This is a genomic window from Pedobacter sp. GW456-11-11-14-TSB4 (assembly GCF_059424425.1).
Genome location: NZ_JBWKZK010000008.1, coordinates 56,660 through 79,676 on the forward strand (window position 1 = coordinate 56,660; position 23,017 = coordinate 79,676).

Sequence of the window (23,017 nt, forward strand, 5' to 3'; positions counted from 1 at the left end):
TAAACTAAAACTAAACTAAAATTATTCTATATCTATTTATCCGCAAATGCGGGATTTAGATTATTTTACTCTTCTTACATCACCACTTTTAGATGATGATGTCTTTTTTAATGATGCATTACCTTTAAAACTGACATCACTGCCGCCGCTAGCACTAGCTTCAAGCGCTTTGTTAACGTAAACATTAGCATCGCTACCGCCACTAATTGCAACCTTTGCATTATTAACTATATAAGCAAAAGCATCAATATCAGAACCCCCGCTTGCACTTGCAATTAAGTTTTCACCACTTCCTTTTAGCTCAGCATCACTGCCGCCACTAATTGTTAAGCTTAAATCTTTTACAGCAAGCGTTAATTTTAAATCAGAACCTCCACTCGCTTTTAAAGCTAAAGCATCAGCTTTTAAGCTGTTTTGAGTAAAAACATCAGAGCCTCCGCTAGCAGTTAATGCTTTAATATTCTTGTAATTTATATAAGCCTTAATACTTTCGTTTTTAAACATGCGGCTCCAACTAACTCCATCTTTATATTTAATTACTATCGAACTTCCTTTTTGTTCAACAATAACATCTTTAATTAAATCTTCATTGCCTTTAATTGTTAAGGTTTCGTTAGCCGATTGAGTTAGGTATAAGTCAATTCCGCTAGATACGGTAATTTCATTAAAAGACTTAACGTTAACACTTTTGCTGCTTTGGGCACTAGCGCTTAAATTAAATAAAGTAAGTGCTAATAAAACAAGCAGAGATGATTTTGCTGAGTTTAAAAATTTCATAATCTGTATTTGAGGTCTGTGTTTATTAGACGCAATTGCACAGGAAACGTTGCATAAAAAGTAAATTATTTTTTTGTATTGGTTTTTGAGGCTTAAAAGTCGTTCTTTTGTAAAGCTTAAAAATGCCAGAACATGCCTAATAATCAAGTCTTAATTCTCGATAAAAAACAAATAGCTCAAAAGATAAATCGGATTGCCTATCAAATATTAGAAGATAATTTAGATGAAAAGGAAATTATATTAGCTGGAATTTGGGATAGGGGATATAAACTTGCAGTTCGCTTAAAATCAGTTTTAGAAACCATAGCGGCTTTTAAGGTTACGCTAGTTAGGGTAGATATAGAAAAGCAAAGCAGTAAATTAGTTGCCAAAACAGATTTGCCCGAAAGCGATTGGAAAAATAAAGTTATTATTTTGGTTGATGATGTGTTAAACAGCGGTAAAACATTGGCTTATGGCTTAGGAGTTTTTTTAAATACACCTCATAAAAAAATTCGTACAGTAGTTTTGGTAGACCGCAGCCATAAAATTTTCCCAATAGCTACAGATTTTGTAGGTTTAGAATTGGCTACCATTTTAAAAGAGCATGTTGATGTAGTGATGGATGTAGAAGGTGAAGAAGATAGAGTTTACTTGAGTTAAATTTTGAAACTCTTTCTTCTTTGTTAAGTTAGGCGGAGCCTTACCTCTCTCTTTTTCTAGTACGCATATAATCTTCAACCGCAGTTTTGGTAGTTAGCCAGTTTCTGCCTTCTTTATAAGCATCAATTTTACCTCTTCTGGCCAATAAGCTCACATACTCTTGCCCGTACGGAAAACCTGGCTCTTCTACAATATTTGCGATAGGTTCGTAATCATAACTTTTGCCAGGTAACGCACCAATATAAATGTTTAAGGAGCGCTCTAATGCTTGCAGCATTAATAAACATAGTTTGTAATAGTTTCCTTTGTTAGCTTGATTTAATGCTTCGTAATATTTTTTTCTATCGTTTTTTAAAATGATGGCAGGCGGAAAACCCTTACGCATTAAAAGTAAATTCATAGCAAGTCTTACCGTTCGGCCGTTCCCGTCAAAAAATGGATGAATCCAAACCATTTTATGATGAAAAATGGTTGATAAAACTAAATCATTTAAATTTAAAGGGTTGTTGTTGATGAAACTTACCAACTCATCAAAATATTGAGAAACTTTATTTGCATTTGGTGGAGTAAAATTTGCTCCCATAATTCTAACTCCCCCATTTCTTAATCTACCAGCAAATTCATCTTCAATGCTACGTAAAACTAAACCATGGAGGTTTAAAACGTCAATTCCTCTTAAGGTATAGTTTTCATTTACAAGTGTGTATAAGTAATCAATAGCTTTTTCGTGGTTATAAACTTCAAAATGTTCTCGTAAAGATTTTCCGCTAACTGTAATACCTTCTTTTAAAATTAGTTGTGTTTCTCTTAATGTTATGGTATTACCTTCAATGCTATTCGAATTATAGGTCCATTCTAATGTTAAATCTTCCTTAATTTTTTGCAAAGCGATGCTAGGTAAAGGCCTTGCTTTATCAATTAGTGCTTTTTTATCATACAACCTATTGATATGTGGTTGTAGTTCTTCCAAATGTTGTAAATCTAATTCCCACATAATTAACTATTATCGTCTAACAAATATATGTATTTATCCGATATTAAAGAATTATGACATTTTCTAATTATCTTTTTTACGTACTTTTGCTTTTTATAGTTAAACATATGGCATACAATTTAGACGTTACAATAGATAAATCTTCAGGTTTCTGCTTTGGTGTGGTTTATGCAATAGACATGGCCGAAGATATTTTAGATAATGAAGGCAAATTGTATTGCTTAGGCGATATTGTTCATAATGATGAAGAAGTAGAGCGTTTAAAGGCTAAAGGTTTAAAAATTATTGATCATGAGCAGTTACACCAACTCAATAATGAAAAGGTATTAATTAGAGCTCATGGAGAAGCGCCATCAACTTACGAGCTAGCCTTGGCAAATAATCTTACCTTAATTGATGCTTCTTGTCCGGTAGTTTTAAAATTGCAAAACAGGATAAAAAATTCTTACGATGATGACGAGCAAATTCTGATTTTTGGTAAGCATGGTCATGCCGAAGTGATAGGTTTGCAAGGCCAAACTAATGGAAATGCAATTGTATTTCAAGATTTGGCAGAATTGGATCATGTAGAGTTGCCAAAAAACATTACGCTATACAGCCAAACAACAAAAAGTGTCGACAAATTCTATCAAATAAAGGAAGCGTTGATCAATAGAGGTTTTAATTTAAAAGCGAATGATACCATTTGCAGACAAGTATCTAACCGATATGAAGAGTTAGAAAATTTTGTAATTAATTTCGATAAAATCATTTTTGTGTCTGGCAAAAAATCATCAAATGGAAAGGTTTTATATGATGTATGCAAAAAATTCAACACAAATTCTTATTTCATATCTAATGTAGATGAATTAGAAAAAGATTGGTTTGCCGAAGGAGACAAGATTGGTATATGTGGTGCAACATCTACCCCTATGTGGCTTATGGAAAAAGTTAAAGCACAGCTTCAATCTTTCTAAATCATTAAAAAGTAATATTCATTTTAGTACATCCACAAATGTGCGCTACAGTTAAAAGAAGTTTATTCTTAGTGTATATTTGTCGCAATAAATTTGAGTAATCAAAATTAAACTGTACAACCAGTTCAGCATAAAAAATCATGGCAAAAAAAGGAGTTTTATTAGTAAATTTAGGTACACCAGATAGTCCAGAAACTAAAGATGTTAGAAAATATCTTGATCAGTTTTTAATGGATGAACGTGTGATAGACATTTCTAAGTTTACAAGGACATTGTTGGTAAAAGGCATCATTGTTCCTTTCCGTAGTCCAAAAACTTCTAAGCTATATAAAGAAATTTGGAATGAGAATGGTTCTCCATTATTTCATTATAGCAAAATTCAAGCGCAATTATTGCAAGAAAAACTGGGCGATGATTACCATGTAGAACTAGCGATGCGTTATCAAAATCCATCAATAGAAAGTGCTTTGGCTAAGCTAAAAGATGGTTTGGTAGAAAGTATCAAAGTAATTCCATTGTTTCCCCAGTATGCATCTGCGAGTTCTGGCTCAGTATTGCAATTGGTAATGGAATTGGTAAGCAAATGGCAAACTATTCCGCCAATTTCATTCGTAAGTTCATTTCATGATAATCAGCAAATGATTGAAATTTTTGCAGAAAATGGCGCAAAATATAAACCAGAAACTTTCGATCATATTTTATTTAGTTTCCATGGGTTACCAGAAAGACAATTGGCAAAATGTGATCATACTGGTAATTACTGCCTAAAACAAAAAGATTGTTGTCATACTTTTAATGATACCAATAAGTTTTGCTATTCTGCCCAAGGCCATCACACTGCGAGTTTAATTGCTGCAAAAATGGGCATTGCTAAAGAAAATTACACGGTTTGTTTTCAATCACGCTTAGGCAAAGATCCTTGGGTACAGCCATATACAACCGATGTTTTAAAGAAGTTAGCAGCCGAAGGCAAAAAGAGATTGTTAGTGTTTAGTCCTGCTTTCGTAGCTGATTGTTTAGAAACTCTTTATGAAATTACTGTAGAATATCATGAAGAATTTCAAGAGCTTGGAGGAGAACACGTGCAATTGGTAGAAAGTTTAAATGATCACCCAAAATTTATAGAAGCTTTAGCAGAAATGGCAGTTAGCTAGCTATTTTTTTAATAATCATTTCGGTAGCTCCTTTTTTGTGTCCAACATATTTTTTCGCAGCTGCGGAAGAACTTTCATTTGCCTTAAAATTTTCGAAAGCAACAATTAATTCATTTTCATTTGAAATACTTTTTGCTGCACCAATGGCAATCAGGTCTTTTGCTTCCTGAAATTTATCATATTTAGGACCGAAAATTACGGGCAAACCAAACGCAGCAGCTTCTAATGTATTGTGAATTCCAGCTCCAAATCCTCCACCAATAAAGGCTAGTTTTCCATATTGATACAGCGATGAAAGCATTCCGATATTATCTATGATTAAGATTTGAGGTGAGCTTTGTGTAAGCTGAGTACTAAAAGACGAGTACTTTATCGCCTTTGGAAACAATTTTTCAATTTCTTGAATATGAGCTTCTCCAATTTCATGCGGAGCAATAATAAACTTCCAATCTGGATTTTTTTCAGCTAAGGCCACTAATAATTTTTCATCGGGTAGCCAAGTACTACCAGCAATAAATACTTTATCATCACCACAAAATTGTTTAATTAAAGGTAGAGCATTCGGCTGTTGAGCATTTTGATATACACGATCAAATCTAGTATCGCCACTTAAACTAACACTGTTAATGCCTATTTCTTTTAATAAATTAATGCTCTCTTGGTTTTGTACAAAAGAATGAGCAATGTATTTAAGCATGTTTCTGTAAAAACCTCCATACCATTTAAAAAAGGTTTGGTTGGGCCTAAAAATTCCAGAAATTAAATAAAGTGGAATTTGTTTTTTATGCAGTTCATAAAAATAATGGAACCAAAACTCATATTTGGTAAATATCGCTTGCTGCGGATTTACAAGTTCTATAAATCGCTCTGCGTTTTTACGAGTATCTATGGGTAAATAGAAAACATCCGCTAAAGCATAATTTTTTCTAATTTCATAACCAGAAGGAGAAAAAAAAGTAACGATTATTTTTTGCTCTGGCTTTTGATTTTTAAGCGTTTCTAAAACTGGCCTTCCTTGTTCAAATTCGCCAAGCGAAGCAAAGTGAAACCATATAGGTTGATCGTTAGGGTCAATTTTGTTGGCTATTTGTTGCCAAATGTTTTTTCTACCGTTTACGAACAATTTAGCTTTTGGGTTAAAAATTGCAGCAATAAGTAAAAGAAAACCATATAATCTTATCCCAATATTATAAATCCAAAGCATTTTACGTCTTATTTATTATCTTCGTTGCAAGATAAATGAATAAAATTAAAACCTTCTATTAATATATGAAGATAGCTGTAATTGGAACAGGATATGTTGGCTTAGTTACCGGAACTTGTTTGGCAGAAACTGGAAATAATGTAATTTGTGTAGATATTAATGAGGCCAAAGTGCAAAAGATGATTGCTGGTGAAATTCCAATTTATGAGCCTGGTTTAGATGTTCTTTTTCATCGAAATATTGCTCAAGGCCGCTTGTCGTTTACTACCGATTTGGGATTAGCAGTTAATGAAGCGCAAATTATTTTTATGGCATTGCCTACGCCACCAGGTGGTGATGGCGCAGCAGATTTATCGTACATTTTAGGTGCGGCAAAAGATATTTCTAAGCTAGTTAAAGAGTATAAGGTAATTGTTAATAAATCAACTGTTCCGGTTGGTACGGCAGATAAAGTACAAGCCGTTTTTGCAGAAAATACTAATGTAGAAATTGATGTGGTTTCTAATCCTGAATTTTTACGTGAAGGTGTAGCTGTTGATGATTTTATGAAGCCTGATCGTGTGGTTATTGGAACCAAAAGTGAGAAGGCACAAAAATTAATGGCAGAATTATATGCGCCATATGTACGCCAAGGCAATCCTATCTTTTTTATGGATGAACGTTCTTCTGAATTAACTAAATATGCAGCTAATTCATTTCTAGCCACTAAAATTACATTTATGAACGAGATTGCAAATTTGTGCGAAATTGTTGGTGCAGATGTAGATGCAGTAAGAAAAGGCATTGGCTCTGATGATAGAATTGGCAAACGCTTTCTGTTTCCGGGTATTGGTTATGGTGGTAGCTGTTTCCCAAAAGATGTACAAGCTTTAGCTATTGCTGCCGAAGCTTATGAATATGATTTTCAGATTCTAAAGGCGGTAATGAATGTCAACGAAAAACAAAAGGTTGTTTTAGTTGATAAGCTTTTAAAATATTATAAAAACGATATCAAAGGCAAGCATTTTGCACTTTGGGGTTTGGCTTTTAAGCCAGAAACAGATGATATTAGAGAGGCGCCTGCTTTGTACATTATTGATGAACTTTTAAAACATGGTGCGACTGTCTCTGCTTTTGATCCAGAGGCGATGGAGAATGTAAAAGCAATGTTAGGAGATAAAATCAGCTTTGCTGCTAACCAATATGAGACTTTAAAAGATGCTGATGCGTTATTAATAGCTACAGAATGGTCGGTATTCCGTAATCCAGATTTTGAGAAAATGGATGAATTGCTTACTAACAAGATAATATTTGATGGTAGAAATCTTTTCGATTTGCAAAAAATGGTTGATTTAGGATATTACTACAATAGTGTTGGTAGAAAATTAATTGCAGAATAATGGAGCGTAAAAGAGTATTAATAACCGGTGCTGCTGGTTTTTTAGGTTCGCATTTATGTGATCGATTTATTAAAGAAGATTTCCATGTTATTGCTATGGATAACCTGATTACTGGCGATTTACAGAACATAGAGCACTTATTTAAACTCGAAAATTTTGAATTTTATCATCACGATGTTTCAAAATTTGTTCATGTTCCCGGAAACTTAGATTACATATTGCATTTTGCATCACCTGCAAGTCCTATAGATTACTTGAAAATTCCTATCCAAACATTAAAAGTTGGCTCTTTAGGTATTCATAACCTATTGGGTTTGGCCAAAGCAAAAAATGCCAGATTATTAATTGCTTCAACTTCTGAAGTTTATGGAGATCCAACGGTTAATCCTCAACCAGAAGAATATTGGGGTAACGTAAATCCAGTTGGTCCTCGAGGTGTTTATGATGAGGCTAAGCGTTTTCAAGAAGCAATGACAATGGCTTACCATACCTTTCATGGATTAGAAACAAGAATTGTTAGAATTTTTAATACCTACGGACCGCGAATGCGATTAAATGATGGTAGAGTTTTGCCAGCGTTTATCGGTCAGGCTTTAAGAGGTGAAGATTTAACCGTGTTCGGTGATGGCAGTCAGACAAGGTCTTTTTGTTATGTTGATGATTTGATTGAAGGCATTTATCGATTATTGTTTAGCGATTATGCTCAACCCGTGAATATTGGTAACCCTGATGAAATAACGATGATGGATTTTGCAGAAGAAATTATCAAGTTAACTGGAACAGCTCAAAAAATTGTTTGTAAAGAATTACCTAAAGACGATCCGAAACAACGCAGACCAGATATTACAAAAGCAAGGGAGCTTTTAAAATGGGAACCTAAAGTTGGTAGGGCAGAAGGCTTAAAAATTACTTACGAATATTTTAAATCTCTGCCAAAAGATGCATTGATAAATAAAGAACACAAGAATTTTAAAAACTACAATAAATAATGGCGAAAATACTAGTTACAGGCGGAGCAGGATATATTGGATCTCATACAGTTGTAGAATTGTTTAATGCTGGCTATGAAGTGATAGTGATTGATGATTTTTCTAACTCCAATCCTAAAATATTAGATCAAATAGAAAAAATATGTGGCAAAAGACCAACTTTTTTTGAAATTGACTTATGCGATGAGCAAGCTGTTAAGTCATTTGCTTTACAAAATACAGATGTAGATGGTATTATTCACTTTGCAGCTTTTAAAGCCGTTGGCGAGTCTGTACAACAGCCTTTAAAGTATTATCGTAATAATTTTTATTCACTCATCAATATCATTATAGCATACAATAGTAAAGTTAAACTGGTTTTTTCATCGTCTTGTACCGTTTATGGGCAGCCAGATGTTTTACCAGTAACAGAACATTCTCCTGTTAAGAAAGCAGAATCGCCTTATGGCAACACCAAACAAATAGCTGAAGAAATTTTGCAAGAAACATGTGCTAGTACACCAGGCTTAGAAGTGATTGCTTTACGTTATTTCAATCCAGTTGGTGCGCATAAATCTGCATTAATTGGTGAGTTGCCAATTGGTGTTCCTCAAAATTTAATTCCATTTATAACACAATCTGCCATAGGGAAGAGAGGACCGATTACAGTTTTTGGTAATGATTACAATACGCCAGATGGTTCTGCAATTAGAGATTATATACATGTTGTTGATTTAGCTAAAGCGCATGTAGCAGCTATAGAAAGATTGCAAAGCAGCGAAAGAAATAATTACGAAGTTTTTAACGTTGGTACAGGTAAAGGCTCATCTGTGTTAGAAATTATTGCGGCTTTCGAAGAATCAACAGGGCAAAAATTAGATTATAAGATTGGTGAAAGAAGAGAAGGAGATATTGAAAAAACCTTTGGAGATGTAACCTTGTCTAACAAAGTTTTAGGATGGAAGGCTGAATTAGGTTTAACAGAAATGATGAGCTCTGCATGGGAGTGGGAAAAATATATAAAAGAAAATTCTTTCTAAACTCGCATTTAAGCTAGGTAATGAAACTAAACGAGCATAAAGATCTAAAAAAAGAGATTTTGGATTTGCCTCCAAAAGAAAAAGATAAGCTTTTACTTCGTTTAGTTGCAAAAGATAAAGTGCTTACAGAACATCTTCATTTTTTACTTTTAGAAGATGAAAGCAATTTAAGGGATAGGGTTGAGGCAATAAAGGAAAATATTTTGCAGGAGATGAAAAAGTTAAGTTCATCAAAAAATACTAATGCAAAAGATACGCTAGCTGTTTTGCGTAAATTGGCTAAAGGAGTAAATCATAACTTTAGAGTTACAAAATCCAATTTTGAAGATGTAAGCTTAAGAATTTTTTTGTTCAACCATACAGTTACCAAGTTTAAAACCAATGTTTATTCATCATATAAAAGTTATGATGATATATTTTCAACTTATTTTATTAAAAGTACGCTTGTAACTTTGCGTAAATTCTATAAATTGCATGAAGACTTGCAATTTGATTTAAAAGATGATATGAACGAGCTATTGGCTAAAATATACAAAGAAGATATGGCTAAAGTTGCGGTAGATTTAAAATTGCCAGATCAAATATAAATATGAATAAAATTTTAATAACCGGAGGCGCTGGTTTCATTGGCTCACATGTAGTACGCAGGTTTGTAAACAACTATCCTCAATACGAGATTGTTAACCTAGATGCACTTACCTATGCTGGCAACTTGGCAAACCTTTCAGATATTGAGGACAAAGAAAATTATCGATTCGTAAAAGCTGATATAACAGATGCTGGAGAAATAAACCGTTTATTTCAACAAGAAAATTTTGATGCTGTAATTCATTTGGCAGCAGAATCTCATGTAGATCGTTCTATAGAAGATCCTACAGCTTTTGTTTTAACTAATGTAATTGGTACAGTAAACTTATTAAATGCAGCTAGAGAATACTGGAAGGGAGATTATGAAAATAAACGCTTTTATCACGTAAGCACTGATGAGGTTTATGGTGCTTTAGGCAACGAGGGAATGTTTACAGAAACTACAGCTTATGATCCGCATAGTCCATATTCTGCGTCTAAAGCTAGTTCAGATCATTTTGTAAGAGCCTATCATGATACTTATGGTTTAAACATTGTTATTTCAAATTGTTCTAATAACTATGGAGCAAACCATTTTCCTGAAAAATTAATCCCTCTAGCCATTAATAATATCAAAAACAATAAGCCTGTTCCTGTTTATGGAAAGGGAGAAAATGTTAGAGATTGGTTATGGGTTGAGGATCATGCAAGAGCAATTGATGTGATTTTCCACAATGCAAAAACTGGCGAAACCTATAATATTGGTGGTCACAACGAATGGAAGAATATCGATCTGATCAATCTACTGTGCAAAATTATGGATAAGAAATTAGGTAGGGTTGATGGAGAATCGGCAAAATTAATCACTTATGTTAAAGACAGAGCTGGCCATGATTTGCGTTATGCAATAGATTCTACTAAATTACAAAATAAATTAGGGTGGGTGCCAAGTTTGCAATTTGAAGAAGGATTAGAGAAAACAGTGGAGTGGTATCTAGAAAATGAAGATTGGTTAAAAAACGTAACTTCAGGTAATTATCAAGCTTATTATGATAATCAATATAAAGGGAGGTAGACTTGTTTAATTGGCTAAAAAAGAAAAAAGAACCTGCATTTAACTTTTCAACTATCGGTACAGATATGCATTCGCATATTTTACCAGGTATAGACGATGGAGCTAAAAGCTTAAACGATTCTTTGTTTTTGGCCGCTCGTTTTAAAGAATTAGGCTTTACAAAGTTAATTGCCACACCTCATATCATGGCAGATTATTTTAGGAACACGCCTGATAGCATTAATAAAGCACTTGATATTTTAAGAGAAGGGTTGCAAAAGAATAGTATTGATTTAGAAGTTAGCGCAGCTGCAGAGTATTATTTAGACGAAACTTTTGAAAATAAGATTGAAAAAAAGGAAGTATTAACTTTTGGTGATAAAAAATATTTGCTTTTTGAGCTATCTTATATCAATCCGCCGCACAATGTTTTTGAGGTAATTGCTAAAATGCAAGATGCTGGTTATCAGCCTGTACTTGCTCACCCGGAGCGTTATCCTTATTTTTACGGCACTTTAGATAATTATGAAAGTATAAGAGCTACCGGTTGCCTGTTACAATTAAACACTATTTCCTTAACAGGATATTATGGTAAAAGTTGCAAGCAAACTGCAGAAGAATTGGTAGATAACTATTGCATAGATTTTTTAGGAAGTGATATGCATCATCTTCGCCATGGCGATGCTTTAAAAGAAAGTTTGCACTTAGATAGAGTACAAAAAATTCTTTCGCAACCGCAAATGCAAAATCTATTGTTATAGTTCATTTAAACTGCAGAGTGATAACTGTAAACTGCGAACTGATAAATTATTCGTAGCGCAATGCTTCTACAGGGTCAAGTCTTGAAGCTTTTTTGGCAGGATAATAACCAGATAGGATACCTATTCCAACGCATAGCGCAAATCCGATACCTATAAACAGCCATGGCATTATAAATGATCCTCCAACAAATAAAGAGATCAAATTGCCAATACCTACACCTAACATTATACCAAAAAAGCCGCCCATTAAACAAATTACCACTGCCTCAATTAAAAACTGTTTTCTGATGGTTGCAGGATTTGCGCCAATCGCTTTTCTTATACCTATTTCTCTTGTTCTCTCAGTAACAGAAACCAACATAATATTCATTAAGGCTATTGATGCGCCAAGTAAAGTAATCGAACCAATAGCAATACCGCCAATAACAACATATTGCAAGTTTTCATCTAGCGTTTGTGCAACAGAATCACTTTTAGTAATTTCGAAGTTATTAGGTTGCTTAATTTTAATTTTTCTGATATTCCTAAATTCTGAAGTTGCTTCACCTATAACATTGTCCATCAAATCTTTATTTACAACATTTACAGTTATAGTGTAAGATGGATTGGCATTAGAATTTATGATTTTAGCTTTGTAAAGAGGTACATAAACTGCTCTGTCCGTATTTTGCCCCATGCCAGATCCTTTTTCTGCCAAAACACCAACAACTTTAAACTTGTTATTACCTACGTTAATAATTTTATCTAACGGATCCTCTTTCTTAAAAACTGTTTTTGCAATTTCACTTCCGATAATACAAATGTTGTTTGCTGATTGGGCTTCAGCATTTGTAAAGTTTCTTCCTAATGATAAATCTAAACCTTGAGAACCTAATCCATTCTCGTCAATGCCTTGTATGTTAATATTTGGATTGGTTTTTTCTTGTTTATATTTTACAGTAGAGCCGCCACTTGCAAAAACACTAACCGAAACTGTTGCAGGGGCATTTAATCTTTCTTTAAATTTAATCGCATCTTCGTAACGGATCGACTTGAAGGGTTTAGGTCTTTTACCATTTCCAATTCTAATACCACTTCCTCTATTTCTAATGTTAAATGAATTTGCACCCATACTAGAAAAAGCCTCAGTCATGCTGCTTTTTATTGCATCAATTGTGGTTAAAATACCCACCAAAGCTGATAAGCCAATGGCAATAATTAACGCAGTAAGAATGGTACGTAGCCTGTTACTTTTAATAGATTGTAGCGCAAGTCTTACGTTTTCGGTATAGGTCATTTGATAGAAATAAAGTGCTAATTAGGTATAAAAATAAAAAGTCCCGTTGGTAAGACAACGAGACCTCTTAAAATGTTACAATATATATTACTTTGACAGATGATTTATTTGGTTCAACCCAAACTTCACTCTTAAAGCATTTACTGGTTAAACAGAAAAACTTGTTCCGCAACCACAAGAGCTAGCTGCATTTGGATTGCTAAATGTAAAGCCTCTTGAGTTTAAGCCATCTTGCCAATCAATTTGCATTCCTAATAAATACATTTGATGTGCTTTGTGCATAAAAATTTTAATTCCATCGATATAAAATTCCTGATCTCCCTCTTTTTTTTGATCAAAGCCTAATACATAGCTCATTCCAGAGCAACCGCCACCCTCAACGCCTACGCGTAATCCAAAATCTTCAGAAATTTCTTGTTGGTCTTTTAATTTCAAAAGTTCTTTAGCAGCATTTTCGGTAAATGATACAGGTGCAAAAGCAGTTTCTACAGTGGTACTCATGTTATTTAAAATTAAATATGAATTCTAAAAAAAAATATAATTTACTTAATTATCAATCATAATATTCTCTGATTGATTAAAATGTAAATCAATAAGACAAATATAAATATTTATGTACATTTTTGTTCGTAACCGTATTAATATTACTATTTATAAACATATAATGACCATTTATAGTTTTTTAACAACAGCAGCAACTTTTGCTTTAGGAGGTATAATTACCGTAGTGGTAGGTTATCTTTTAATTAAGAACGATATTCAAAATTATTTCCGTTTCAAATCTTTAGCCAACAATGGAGATAAACGTGCTGATCTTTTTCCGATGAGGTTACAGGCCCATGAGAGATTAATTATTTTCATAGATCGAATTAATCCAGCTAATTTATTGCTTCGTTTGCATCAACAAGGTATCAGCCTTGCTACATTACAAACATTGGTTATTAATGAGATTAAGTCAGAGTATCAACACAACATTACACAGCAATTATATATAGATACAGTAAGTTGGAATATTGTGAAAAAATTAAAAGATGATACCATCGCAATGATTAATAATGCAGTACAAGGTTTACCAGAAAATGCTAGTGGGGTAGATTTAAGCAAAAAGGTTTTACATCACATGAGCTCTATCGGAGAAAACCCTTATGATTTAACAATTGATCATATTAAAAAGAACATACAGGTTTTGCATTAATATAATCATCAGCTATGCTATGAAATAACTTGTTTTTTATTTAAAGTTAATTTTGCCTACAAACAATACCATGAGTACTAAACATACAACAACATCGGGTATCGAAATCAAAGATCTGTATACCTCTGCAAAGCCAATAAACGAAAATCCAGGAGAATTTCCTTTTACCAGAGGCATTCAGAAAGACATGTACCGAGGGCGTTTATGGACAATGAGGCAATACGCAGGTTTTTCTACTGCCGAAGAGTCTAATAAGAGATACCATTATTTATTAGCGCAAGGAACCATGGGTTTATCTGTTGCGTTTGATTTGCCTACTCAAATTGGATATGACTCGGATCATGAAATGGCAGAAGGTGAAGTTGGTAAAGTTGGTGTAGCCATAGATTCATTGAAAGATATGGAGATATTATTTGATGGCATTGAGTTAAAAAACATTACTACCTCAATGACAATTAATGCTACCGCATCAATTTTATTGGCAATGTATATTGCTTTAGCTAAAAAGCAGGGTGCAGATTTAAAAGAAATTTCGGGCACTATACAGAATGATATCCTAAAAGAATATGCAGCAAGAGGTACTTATATTTATCCTCCAAAACCATCAATGCGTATTATTACAGATATTTTTGAATATTGTAGTAAAGAAGTTCCTAAGTGGAATACCATTTCAATTTCTGGATATCATATTAGAGAAGCAGGCTCAACTGCAGTACAAGAGTTGGCTTTTACTTTAGCTAATGGCAAGGCTTATTTAAAAGCTGCGCTTGATAAAGGTTTAGATATTAATGTTTTTGCAAAACGATTGTCTTTCTTCTTCAATTGCCACAATAATTTTTTTGAAGAAATTGCCAAATTTAGGGCAGCAAGAAGAATGTGGGCACATATCACAAAAGAGTTAGGTGCTACAGACGAAAAAGCACAGATGTTAAGGTTTCATACGCAAACTGGAGGCTCTACCTTAACAGCACAACAGCCATTAAATAATGTGATAAGAGTCACTAACCAAGCAATGGCTGCGGTTTTAGGCGGTACACAGTCTTTGCATACCAATGGTTATGATGAGGCTTTATCATTACCAACAGAAGCTGCGGCTAAAATCGCTTTGCGTACACAGCAAGTTATTGCTTTTGAAAGCGGAGTTACAGACACTGTTGATCCTTTAGCTGGCTCATTTTTTGTAGAGAATTTAACAGATGAGATAGAAACGGCAGCACAAGCCTACATAGACAAGATTGATGCGATGGGTGGCTCAGTTAATGCGATAGAAAATGGTTACATGCAACAAGAAATTGCAAATGCTTCTTATCAGTATCAAAAGGAAATTGAAGCCGCGGAACGAATTATTGTTGGAGTGAACAAATTTACGCAAGAAACAGATGGTATTACAGATGTATTGAAAATTGATGAAACCATTAGGGTGATACAAACTGAGAAATTGGATAGGCTTAAAGAGGAAAGAAATACTGAAGCTGTGAATGAAGCTTTAAAAAACCTTACAACAGCAACTAAATCTGATTTGAATTTGATGCCATTTATACTAATTGCTGTAGAAGAATATGCAACACTTGGTGAAATAGCGGATTGTTTAAGAAACGAGTTTGGAGAATATTAAAAACTATGTTAAAAAATAGTTATCAACACAAAAAATTGAGGTTAAGTGGTATATAATACTGCTTGTGAATGACTTACAAATTAATTGAAATTTTTGTTCAATATGTTGATAATTTTTTGAATATTCGAAGACTCAAAAGGGCATATCCGTAATGTCCTTATTAGAACTGAAAACCAACAAATTAAAGATTAACAATGGAAAAAACTTGTACCGAAGTATGGAAGAACTGTCTTCAAATAATTAAGGATAACATTCCGAGCCAAAGTTTTAAAACCTGGTTCGAACCGATATCAGCACTTAAATTAGAGGGGAAAGTTTTAACCATCCAGGTGCCTAGTTTATTTTTTTACGAATGGTTAGAAGAACACTATGTGGGCTTACTTCGTAAAACAGTAAAAAAGCAATTGGGAGACGAAGGAAGATTAGAATATAATATAGTGGTTGACAAGTCGTCAAACAGTGGTTCTCCATATACTACAAACATGCCCTCTAACGGAAATGGGGCAGAAGCTAAAATGCAATCAATGCCAATTCCTGTATCTATAAATAAGGATATCAAAAATCCGTTTATAATACCTGGATTGAAAAAGTTAAATGTTGATCCGCAACTTAATCCAAACTATACTTTCGAAAATTATATTGAAGGAGATTGTAACCGTTTAGCTCGTTCTGCAGGTTATGCAGTTGCAGCAAAACCAGGTGGCACTTCTTTTAATCCTTTAATGATTTACGGTGGCGTGGGTTTAGGTAAAACTCACTTGGCTCAGGCTATTGGTAACGAGATTAAACGTAGCATGCCAGATAAGTTGGTAATTTATGTTTCTTGCGAAAAATTCTGTCAGCAGTTTGTAGATTCATTAAAGAACAATACCATTAACGATTTCGTTAATTTTTATCAGGCAATGGATGTAATCATTATGGATGATGTGCATAACTTTGCAGGTAAAGAAAAAACTCAAGATATCTTCTTCCATATTTTTAATCACTTACATCAGTCAGGTAAGCAAGTTATCTTAACATCAGACAAAGCTCCAAAAGATTTAGCTGGTTTAGAAGAGCGTTTGTTAAGTCGTTTTAAATGGGGTTTATCTGCTGATTTGCAGGTGCCAGATTTAGAAGTGCGTATTGCAATCCTTAAAAAGAAAATGTATGCTGATGGTATTGAGTTGCCAAGTGATGTGGTAGAATACGTAGCGCACAACATCGACAATAATGTACGTGAGTTAGAAGGAGCTATGGTTTCGCTTTTAGCGCAATCTACCTTAAATAAAAAAGACATCGATTTGGCTTTGGCTAAACAAATGTTGAAGAACTTCATCAAAAATACTTCTAAAGAAATTTCTATGGAGTATATCCAGAAATTGGTATGTGAATATTTTGAAGTTCCAGTTGATATGGTAAAATCACAAACACGTAAACGTGAGATTGTGCAGGCTCGTCAAATTTCAATGTATTTGTCTAAAAGCCATACCAAATCATCATTAAAAACTATTGGTGCTTTCTTTGGTGGCAGAGATCACTCTACTGTAATTTATGCCTGCCAAACGGTAGAAGATTTAATAGAAACTGATAAAAAGTTTAAAGCATATGTTAACGATATTCAGAAAAAACTGAAAATGAGTTAATACAAAATTTTCATTGCATTAGAACTTCACTGCCTTGGAACTTCATTGCCGTCGACTTTAGTCGACGGAACAAATAAAAAAAAGCCCATTTTGATATTTTCAAAATGGGCTTTATAAATATTAATGTTTTTACAAATGCATTAAGCCATAATGTAATCCGGCAACATGTAACGCCTGATCAATTTTATTATCCTTAAGCAACTGTTTTACTTCCTCAATTGTATATTCTTCAACGTTTAAAATTTCATGTTCATCTAAATGTTGTTCATGGGTTTTAACACCGCCTTTAAGTAGATAAGTAAAAGTTTTATTTGTTGATGTAGCCGGATTTGGATACAAAGTCGCAATCAATTCGCAACTTTCAAAGCTATACCCTGTTTCTTCTTGCAACTCTCTTACAACGGCAGTCTCAGGATCTTCACCATCATCAATAACTCCGCCAGGTACTTCTAGCGAGATAATATCAGCCGCAAAGCGATATTGCCTAACCATAATGATCTTATTTTCTTTCGTTAAAGCAATAGCGTTTACCCAGTTTGGATATTCTAAAACGTAATAATCATCTTTAACACTTCCATTTTGTAACTTACAAGTATCTACTCTCAAAGTAGCCCATCGTTCTCTAACTAAATATTTGGAAGCTAATTTTTGCCATTTTAAAATTTCCATGCTTATAGGTACTGTTGTATATATTTTTGTCGCCCCATATTTATGAGGTGAACAATTTGATGACGATCTACCAGAAATTGATATATCAAGTTAAGTTTTTGTGCATAAAGCTGAGAGATAATTGGATTTCGTTCGAAATCTAAATCGCTGAATAAAAAATCGGTAAGCGTATTTAGTTTTTCAGGTGCTAAATTGGCTTGTTCTAGCCAAGCCAAAAACGGTTCCACATCAATATCTAACAATAATGGTTTGTGTAAACCAAAGCCAACTAATAATGTTTCATCAAAAAGTAATTCGGCTTCTTTAAGTTTTAACTCAAACTTTAAACCCATAATTTTTGCCAAAACCTGAGCTAGCCTTTCAATTTCGGCTGTTATCAAATCTTTTCTATACATTATAAAATGTAATGTTTAATTGTTTCTTATTCAAAACTGCAAACAGATAACTGCAAACTGAATTACCAACTACCACTACTACCTCCGCCGCCGAAGCTTCCGCCGCCAAATCCACCAAATCCACCGCCTCCGCTACTACCGCCTCCAAAGCCACCACCAAAACCTCCGCCGCCAGAACCTCTTCCTCCACCTAATAGCATACTCCAAAATAAAGCATCAGCAACACCTCGCCCACCGATAACTTGGTTTCCGCCACCGCCGCCGCCTTTGCGTAAAATAATTACGATTATAATAATGATGATGATCACAATGATTCCGGCCCCGCCTTTACTTCCTTTAGATTTTGCTTTTGGATTATCACTTTTATATTCGCCTTTAATTAATTGAATAATCGAGTCAGTTCCGGCATCAATTCCAGCATAATACTCATTCGATTTAAAAAATGGTTTTATATCATTTTCTATGATACGCTTTGTATAAATATCTGGCAATGCACCCTCTACACCATAACCGGTTTGGATGGATAATTTTCTATCGCCTATGGCAACTAATAACACTACGCCATTGTTTTTGTCTTTGCCACCAACTCCCCAAGCTCTACCTAATTTTTGGGCATAGTCATTAATGTCGTAGTCGCCTACAGATTTCATGATCACAACCGCAATCTGACTACTAGTAGAATCATCAAACGCAACGAGCTTTCTTTCTAAAGCTTGTTTTTGTTCGCCGCTTAAAGTATTTGTATAATCATTAACCAATGTATTCGGCTTTGCCGGAAATTCTTGAGCATACCCAACAAAGGTGATTAACGTTAAAAATGATAAGATGATTATTTTCTTCATCAGTTATTTAATTTCGTGCTGATCAATAAATATGATTTCGTTTGGTAATTCATTTATATCTCCACTTTGATATGGAAAATATAGCGCTAACTTTTCTCCAGCCAAAGCAATTCCTGCAACAATTCCCTCTGCCAAATTGCCCGATAAAAAATGAGCTTTCATGGCAACTTGAGTAGTTTCCCAAAAATCATCAGGTACAACGCGGTCAATTCCTTTATCCCCAATAATCGCAAATTTATGGTCTTCGTGAGCTAAATAAATTAAAACTCCATTATGTTGAGCAGTTTTGTCCATCCCTAACTCTGCAAAATATTCGGTCGCTCTATCAAATGCACTTCCTTTGCAATGTTTTTCAACGGCAACTCTTATTTCACCAGATGTAGCTTTTTCAGCTTCGGCTATTGTATTTGCTATTAGTTCTTGTTCTTGTGTAGTAAAAAGAGACATAGTTTTGTTTTATAAATTAAAGGGTAATAGTGTTCAAAAAACAAACAACTATTACCCTTAAAAAGTTAGATAATAACTAAAATTCTACTTTTGGTGCATTTTGTGCTCCAGCATCTGCCTTAAATGGAGTTTTAACACTAAAACCAAACATACCAGCTGTTAAATTAGTAGGGAATGATCTAACCTTAGAATTAAATGTTTGTACAGAAGCATTAAAATCATTACGTGCTACAGTAATGCGATTTTCAGTTCCCTCTAATTGAGCAGACAAATCACTAAATTGTTGCGTAGCTTTTAACTCTGGATAATTCTCAGTCAATACCATTAATTTCCCTAAAGCCTGTGTAATCTGACCTTGTGCTTGTTGGTATTTTTCAATATTCTCTGCATTTAACTTATCAGGATCAATTGTAATTTTACTTGCACTAGCACGAGCTTCAATTACAGCAGTTAGCGTACTCTGCTCAAATTTAGCTGCACCTTTTACAGTACTTACCAAATTAGGGATCAAATCAGATCTACGCTGATATTGAGCTTCAACATTACTCCACTTGTTTTTAACCTCCTCGTCCATTTTAACAAGTCCGTTATATCCACATCCACTAATTAATGCTACCAGAGCAACAACTGCAACTATACCAATTACTATTCTTTTCATTTTTTATATTGTTTTTAAGGTTTCTATTTTCAATTAGATATCAATACTCATGCCTTGTTACTAAATCAGACAAAATACTGACATCTTGCCATAATATAATCTATAAATATAACATTTAGCCCATTATCTTCAAATTGGTTGATTTTAATTTAAAGCTCAAAAATTGTATTTTTGTATCATTCGAGATAAAAACTCGACAATTTTTATGCAAAAAGAAATCGAAATCACTCTCTCTCCAGAGCAAGTTGCAAATGAGCAAGTTATTCTTAAAAACTTATCAAAAGCACTAAATGTTCAAATCCATACCATTAATGGTTTTAAAATATTAAAACGCTCCATTGATGCTAGGTCACGTAAAGTTATTTATCGCCTTCAAGTTAGGGCATATGTTAACGAAATTTTAGAGGAGCAATCCAACAACGTTAGCTATCCTAGAATTAATTCTAATAAAACAGTAATTATTGTAGGTGCTGGTCCGGCAGGTTTGTTTGCCGCCCTTCAATGCATCGAAAACGGAATAAAGCCAATTGTAGTTGAGCGTGGAAAAGATGTTAAGCAAAGAAGAAGAGACTTAGCAGCCATCAATAAACAAGGTTTAGTTAATACAGAATCCAACTATTGTTATGGCGAGGGAGGAGCTGGAACATATTCTGATGGCAAGTTGTACACGCGTTCAAATAAAAGAGGTGATATCAATAAGGTATTGCAGATTTTTGTACATCATGGGGCACAATCAGATATTTTGATTGATGCCAGACCCCACATCGGCACCAATAAGTTGCCTCAAATTATAACTAGCATTCGCGAAACCATTCAAAATGCAGGTGGAGAAGTACACTTCGACTCCAAATTAACTGATTTTATCATATCAAACAATCAAATCAAAGGCGTTGTTGTAAATAATAAGCAAGAGTTATCTGCAGATCATGTTATTTTAGCCACCGGCCACTCGGCAAGAGATATTTACGAGCTACTCCAAAATCGCAATATACTAATCGAAGCCAAACCATTTGCACTCGGTGTAAGAATAGAACATCCTCAATATATAATAGATAGCGCTCAATATCATTGCGATATTCGGTCAGAATTTCTTCCGCCAGCCTATTACAGTATGGTAGAACAAGTAAACACAAGGGGTGTGTTCTCTTTTTGCATGTGTCCAGGTGGTATTATTGCACCATGCTCTACAGATTTAAATGAAATTGTAGTAAATGGATGGTCTCCGTCAAAAAGAAATAACCCTTTTGCAAATTCTGGTACAGTAGTTCAAGTTACGTTAGATGACGTAAAAGGTAACGACCCGTTACGAATGTTAAATTTCCAGTCTCAAATAGAGCAGCTTGCTTTTAAAGCCGGCGGCGGCAATTTGGTTGCTCCAGCACAGCGAATGGTAGATTTTGTTGAAAATAAATTATCTGAAGATTTACCCAAAAACTCCTACCTCCCCGGTACAAAAAGCGTTATGCTAGATCAAATATTGCCAGAGTTTGTTTCCTCTAGCTTAAAAGCAGCCCTTCCACTATTCGGCAAAAAGATGAGAGGTTATTATACAAACGATGCAATTTTGGTAGGAGTAGAGAGCCGTACATCATCACCAGTCAGAATTCCTCGAGATAAAGAAACCTATCAACACCCACAAATTAAAGGACTTTACCCTTGTGCAGAGGGTGCAGGTTACGCCGGTGGCATTGTCTCTGCAGCAATAGATGGTATTAATTGCGCAAATGCAATTTTAAACAAATAATTATATTTTTGGTTATATATATAGATACTACAGAATTATTTATCAATATGTTTTAATAGCATTATAATCTGTGCAATCAATTAATCTGTATAATCAGCATAAAATGAAAAAGACTTTAATTATAGGGGCAACTCCAAATTCAGATCGATATGCATATCGAGCGGCGCAAATGTTAACGGCAAAAGGCCATCCTATTGTTAACATAGGTATTAAACAGGGTGAGGTTGCTGGTGTTAAAATTGAGAAACCTGCAACTCCTTATAATGATATTGATACCATAACCTTATATATAGGTCCAGATCTTCAGCATGGCTATTACGATTATATTCTAAATACAAAGCCCAAACGTGTTATTTTTAATCCAGGTACAGAGAATTACGAATTCGAAAAAATGTTAGACCAGCATGATATCGAACCATTAGAAGCGTGTACGCTCGTATTATTAAGCATAGGCCAATATTAGTAGGTCAGCTGTTGTACTTCGTCGGCAACTGCAGTCCCGTCGTTCGCTACAATCTTTGCGCAAAGTTTTCTGCTAAATCTTAATTTGTGGCTGCGCAAAGTATTTCCGCTTCCACCGGGCCTATTTAACAAAAGTTATTTGCTCTCCAAACCGCCCTTTATAAATTATAGTCTATCTATAATATACTGATCAGTACAGAAAAGTATTGGCGAAATTCATAGTAGATAAAGCATATCAATAGGCCAGTACTTTTTAAAATACTCCAAGCCTAATAATAATTACACCTTTTGTTTTATACTTATTCTTACTTATTCAGTATTATATTTAGGTTTTAGAACTTTTTATGGTTAATTTTTTAAATCAATACATAATTTACATTATATATTTTCCAACCATAAATGCATCATTCTTATTAATCTTCTACATTTCTATATACCGCTTTAAAAATTTTTCTGTGTGTGTATCATGCAGTTACGATATTTCTTTAGGTTTATTGCTGGATATGTTTGCCGGTGCGTTTATTTTTCCTACTTTTGCATCCCGCTTCGGAGGAGGCGACAGGGATTACGGAAATAGTGAGAGGGGCATTGAA

General features: G+C 34.1%; 24 protein-coding genes. 14 read left to right on the forward strand and 10 right to left on the reverse strand.

The genetic code is table 11. The features are described 5' to 3' along the window. Positions 1 to 60: 60 nt before the first annotated feature. The gene (locus tag AC07XU_RS17890) at positions 61 to 777 is read right to left on the reverse strand and encodes a head GIN domain-containing protein (protein WP_494944999.1); all 717 of its coding nucleotides are present in this window, start codon (positions 775 to 777) and stop codon (positions 61 to 63) included. 132 nt (positions 778 to 909) lie between these two features. Here AC07XU_RS17890 and AC07XU_RS17895 point away from each other — a divergent pair, with 132 nt between their 5' ends. Continuing rightward, entirely contained in the window at positions 910 to 1,419 is a 510-nt protein-coding gene (locus AC07XU_RS17895; RefSeq protein ID WP_494945000.1) for a phosphoribosyltransferase family protein, read from the forward strand. 40 nt (positions 1,420 to 1,459) lie between these two features. On the opposite strand, the gene AC07XU_RS17900 is transcribed toward AC07XU_RS17895, so the two are convergent. After that, positions 1,460 to 2,413, reverse strand: coding sequence for a Fic family protein (locus tag AC07XU_RS17900; RefSeq protein ID WP_494945001.1), 954 nt, complete (start codon positions 2,411 to 2,413; stop codon positions 1,460 to 1,462). Between the two features lie 107 nt (positions 2,414 to 2,520). Here AC07XU_RS17900 and AC07XU_RS17905 point away from each other — a divergent pair, with 107 nt between their 5' ends. Both AC07XU_RS17905 and hemH read left to right on the forward strand, forming a co-directional pair. After that, on the forward strand, positions 2,521 to 3,369 hold the full coding sequence (locus tag AC07XU_RS17905; protein WP_494945002.1) for a 4-hydroxy-3-methylbut-2-enyl diphosphate reductase: 849 nt from the start codon (positions 2,521 to 2,523) through the stop codon (positions 3,367 to 3,369). A gap of 140 nt (positions 3,370 to 3,509) precedes the next feature. After that, a complete protein-coding gene (gene hemH / locus AC07XU_RS17910) occupies positions 3,510 to 4,523 on the forward strand; it encodes a ferrochelatase (RefSeq protein ID WP_494945003.1) in 1,014 nt (337 codons plus the stop codon). Here hemH and AC07XU_RS17915 read toward each other — a convergent pair. Beyond that, positions 4,516 to 5,727: a 3-deoxy-D-manno-octulosonic acid transferase gene (locus AC07XU_RS17915; RefSeq protein WP_494945004.1), complete on the reverse strand. Its 1,212-nt coding sequence runs from the start codon at positions 5,725 to 5,727 to the stop codon at positions 4,516 to 4,518. The genes hemH and AC07XU_RS17915 overlap by 8 nt on opposite strands. Before the next feature lie 65 nt (positions 5,728 to 5,792). On the opposite strand from AC07XU_RS17915, the gene AC07XU_RS17920 reads away from it, so the two are divergent. The 6 genes from AC07XU_RS17920 to AC07XU_RS17945 are packed head-to-tail and all read left to right on the forward strand — an operon-like array spanning position 5,793 to position 11,496. Next, positions 5,793 to 7,106 (forward strand): UDP-glucose dehydrogenase family protein, encoded by a 1,314-nt coding sequence (locus AC07XU_RS17920; protein WP_494945005.1) that lies wholly within the window; start codon positions 5,793 to 5,795, stop codon positions 7,104 to 7,106. Then, the gene (locus AC07XU_RS17925; RefSeq protein WP_494945006.1) at positions 7,106 to 8,095 is read left to right on the forward strand and encodes a UDP-glucuronic acid decarboxylase family protein; all 990 of its coding nucleotides are present in this window, start codon (positions 7,106 to 7,108) and stop codon (positions 8,093 to 8,095) included. The genes AC07XU_RS17920 and AC07XU_RS17925 overlap by 1 nt, the downstream gene beginning before the upstream one ends. Further along, positions 8,095 to 9,114 carry a UDP-glucose 4-epimerase GalE gene (gene galE, locus AC07XU_RS17930; protein WP_494945007.1) on the forward strand — a complete coding sequence of 340 codons (1,020 nt, stop codon included), beginning with the start codon at positions 8,095 to 8,097 and terminating at the stop codon, positions 9,112 to 9,114. The genes AC07XU_RS17925 and galE overlap by 1 nt, the downstream gene beginning before the upstream one ends. Before the next feature lie 20 nt (positions 9,115 to 9,134). Beyond that, the gene (locus AC07XU_RS17935) at positions 9,135 to 9,701 is read left to right on the forward strand and encodes a hypothetical protein (protein WP_494945008.1); all 567 of its coding nucleotides are present in this window, start codon (positions 9,135 to 9,137) and stop codon (positions 9,699 to 9,701) included. Positions 9,702 to 9,703: 2 nt separating this feature from the next. Further along, on the forward strand, positions 9,704 to 10,756 hold the full coding sequence (rfbB, locus tag AC07XU_RS17940) for a dTDP-glucose 4,6-dehydratase (RefSeq protein WP_494945009.1): 1,053 nt from the start codon (positions 9,704 to 9,706) through the stop codon (positions 10,754 to 10,756). A 2-nt stretch (positions 10,757 to 10,758) separates the two neighbouring features. Next, positions 10,759 to 11,496: a tyrosine-protein phosphatase gene (locus AC07XU_RS17945; RefSeq protein ID WP_494945010.1), complete on the forward strand. Its 738-nt coding sequence runs from the start codon at positions 10,759 to 10,761 to the stop codon at positions 11,494 to 11,496. Between the two features lie 46 nt (positions 11,497 to 11,542). Here the strand turns inward: AC07XU_RS17945 and AC07XU_RS17950 are convergent, their stop codons facing one another. Together AC07XU_RS17950 and AC07XU_RS17955 are read right to left on the reverse strand one after the other, a co-directional pair. Next, positions 11,543 to 12,772 carry an ABC transporter permease gene (locus AC07XU_RS17950; RefSeq protein ID WP_494945011.1) on the reverse strand — a complete coding sequence of 410 codons (1,230 nt, stop codon included), beginning with the start codon at positions 12,770 to 12,772 and terminating at the stop codon, positions 11,543 to 11,545. Positions 12,773 to 12,919: 147 nt separating this feature from the next. Continuing rightward, entirely contained in the window at positions 12,920 to 13,273 is a 354-nt protein-coding gene (locus AC07XU_RS17955) for a HesB/IscA family protein (RefSeq protein WP_494945012.1), read from the reverse strand. A 163-nt stretch (positions 13,274 to 13,436) separates the two neighbouring features. Between AC07XU_RS17955 and AC07XU_RS17960 the strand changes: the two genes are divergently transcribed. From AC07XU_RS17960 to dnaA, 3 genes are all read left to right on the forward strand, one after another. Then, positions 13,437 to 13,967, forward strand: coding sequence for a DUF7935 family protein (locus tag AC07XU_RS17960; RefSeq protein ID WP_494945013.1), 531 nt, complete (start codon positions 13,437 to 13,439; stop codon positions 13,965 to 13,967). Between the two features lie 70 nt (positions 13,968 to 14,037). Further along, positions 14,038 to 15,582: an acyl-CoA mutase large subunit family protein gene (locus AC07XU_RS17965; protein WP_494945014.1), complete on the forward strand. Its 1,545-nt coding sequence runs from the start codon at positions 14,038 to 14,040 to the stop codon at positions 15,580 to 15,582. 194 nt (positions 15,583 to 15,776) lie between these two features. Then, positions 15,777 to 17,207: a chromosomal replication initiator protein DnaA gene (gene dnaA / locus AC07XU_RS17970; RefSeq protein WP_494945015.1), complete on the forward strand. Its 1,431-nt coding sequence runs from the start codon at positions 15,777 to 15,779 to the stop codon at positions 17,205 to 17,207. 129 nt (positions 17,208 to 17,336) lie between these two features. Here the strand turns inward: dnaA and AC07XU_RS17975 are convergent, their stop codons facing one another. The 5 genes from AC07XU_RS17975 to AC07XU_RS17995 all read right to left on the reverse strand — a co-directional run bounded on the left by AC07XU_RS17975 (position 17,337) and on the right by AC07XU_RS17995 (position 20,218). After that, entirely contained in the window at positions 17,337 to 17,876 is a 540-nt protein-coding gene (locus AC07XU_RS17975; protein WP_494945016.1) for an NUDIX hydrolase, read from the reverse strand. A 2-nt stretch (positions 17,877 to 17,878) separates the two neighbouring features. Beyond that, positions 17,879 to 18,271, reverse strand: coding sequence for a hypothetical protein (locus AC07XU_RS17980; RefSeq protein ID WP_494945017.1), 393 nt, complete (start codon positions 18,269 to 18,271; stop codon positions 17,879 to 17,881). Between the two features lie 62 nt (positions 18,272 to 18,333). Beyond that, positions 18,334 to 19,113, reverse strand: coding sequence for a TPM domain-containing protein (locus AC07XU_RS17985; RefSeq protein ID WP_494945018.1), 780 nt, complete (start codon positions 19,111 to 19,113; stop codon positions 18,334 to 18,336). A gap of 3 nt (positions 19,114 to 19,116) precedes the next feature. Next, positions 19,117 to 19,560: a TPM domain-containing protein gene (locus tag AC07XU_RS17990; RefSeq protein WP_494945019.1), complete on the reverse strand. Its 444-nt coding sequence runs from the start codon at positions 19,558 to 19,560 to the stop codon at positions 19,117 to 19,119. 76 nt (positions 19,561 to 19,636) lie between these two features. After that, on the reverse strand, positions 19,637 to 20,218 hold the full coding sequence (locus tag AC07XU_RS17995) for a LemA family protein (RefSeq protein ID WP_494945020.1): 582 nt from the start codon (positions 20,216 to 20,218) through the stop codon (positions 19,637 to 19,639). 205 nt (positions 20,219 to 20,423) lie between these two features. Between AC07XU_RS17995 and AC07XU_RS18000 the strand changes: the two genes are divergently transcribed. Then, entirely contained in the window at positions 20,424 to 21,962 is a 1,539-nt protein-coding gene (locus tag AC07XU_RS18000) for an NAD(P)/FAD-dependent oxidoreductase (protein WP_494945021.1), read from the forward strand. Positions 21,963 to 22,065: 103 nt separating this feature from the next. Further along, positions 22,066 to 22,425 (forward strand): CoA-binding protein, encoded by a 360-nt coding sequence (locus AC07XU_RS18005; RefSeq protein ID WP_494945022.1) that lies wholly within the window; start codon positions 22,066 to 22,068, stop codon positions 22,423 to 22,425. Positions 22,426 to 23,017: the final 592 nt, after the last annotated feature.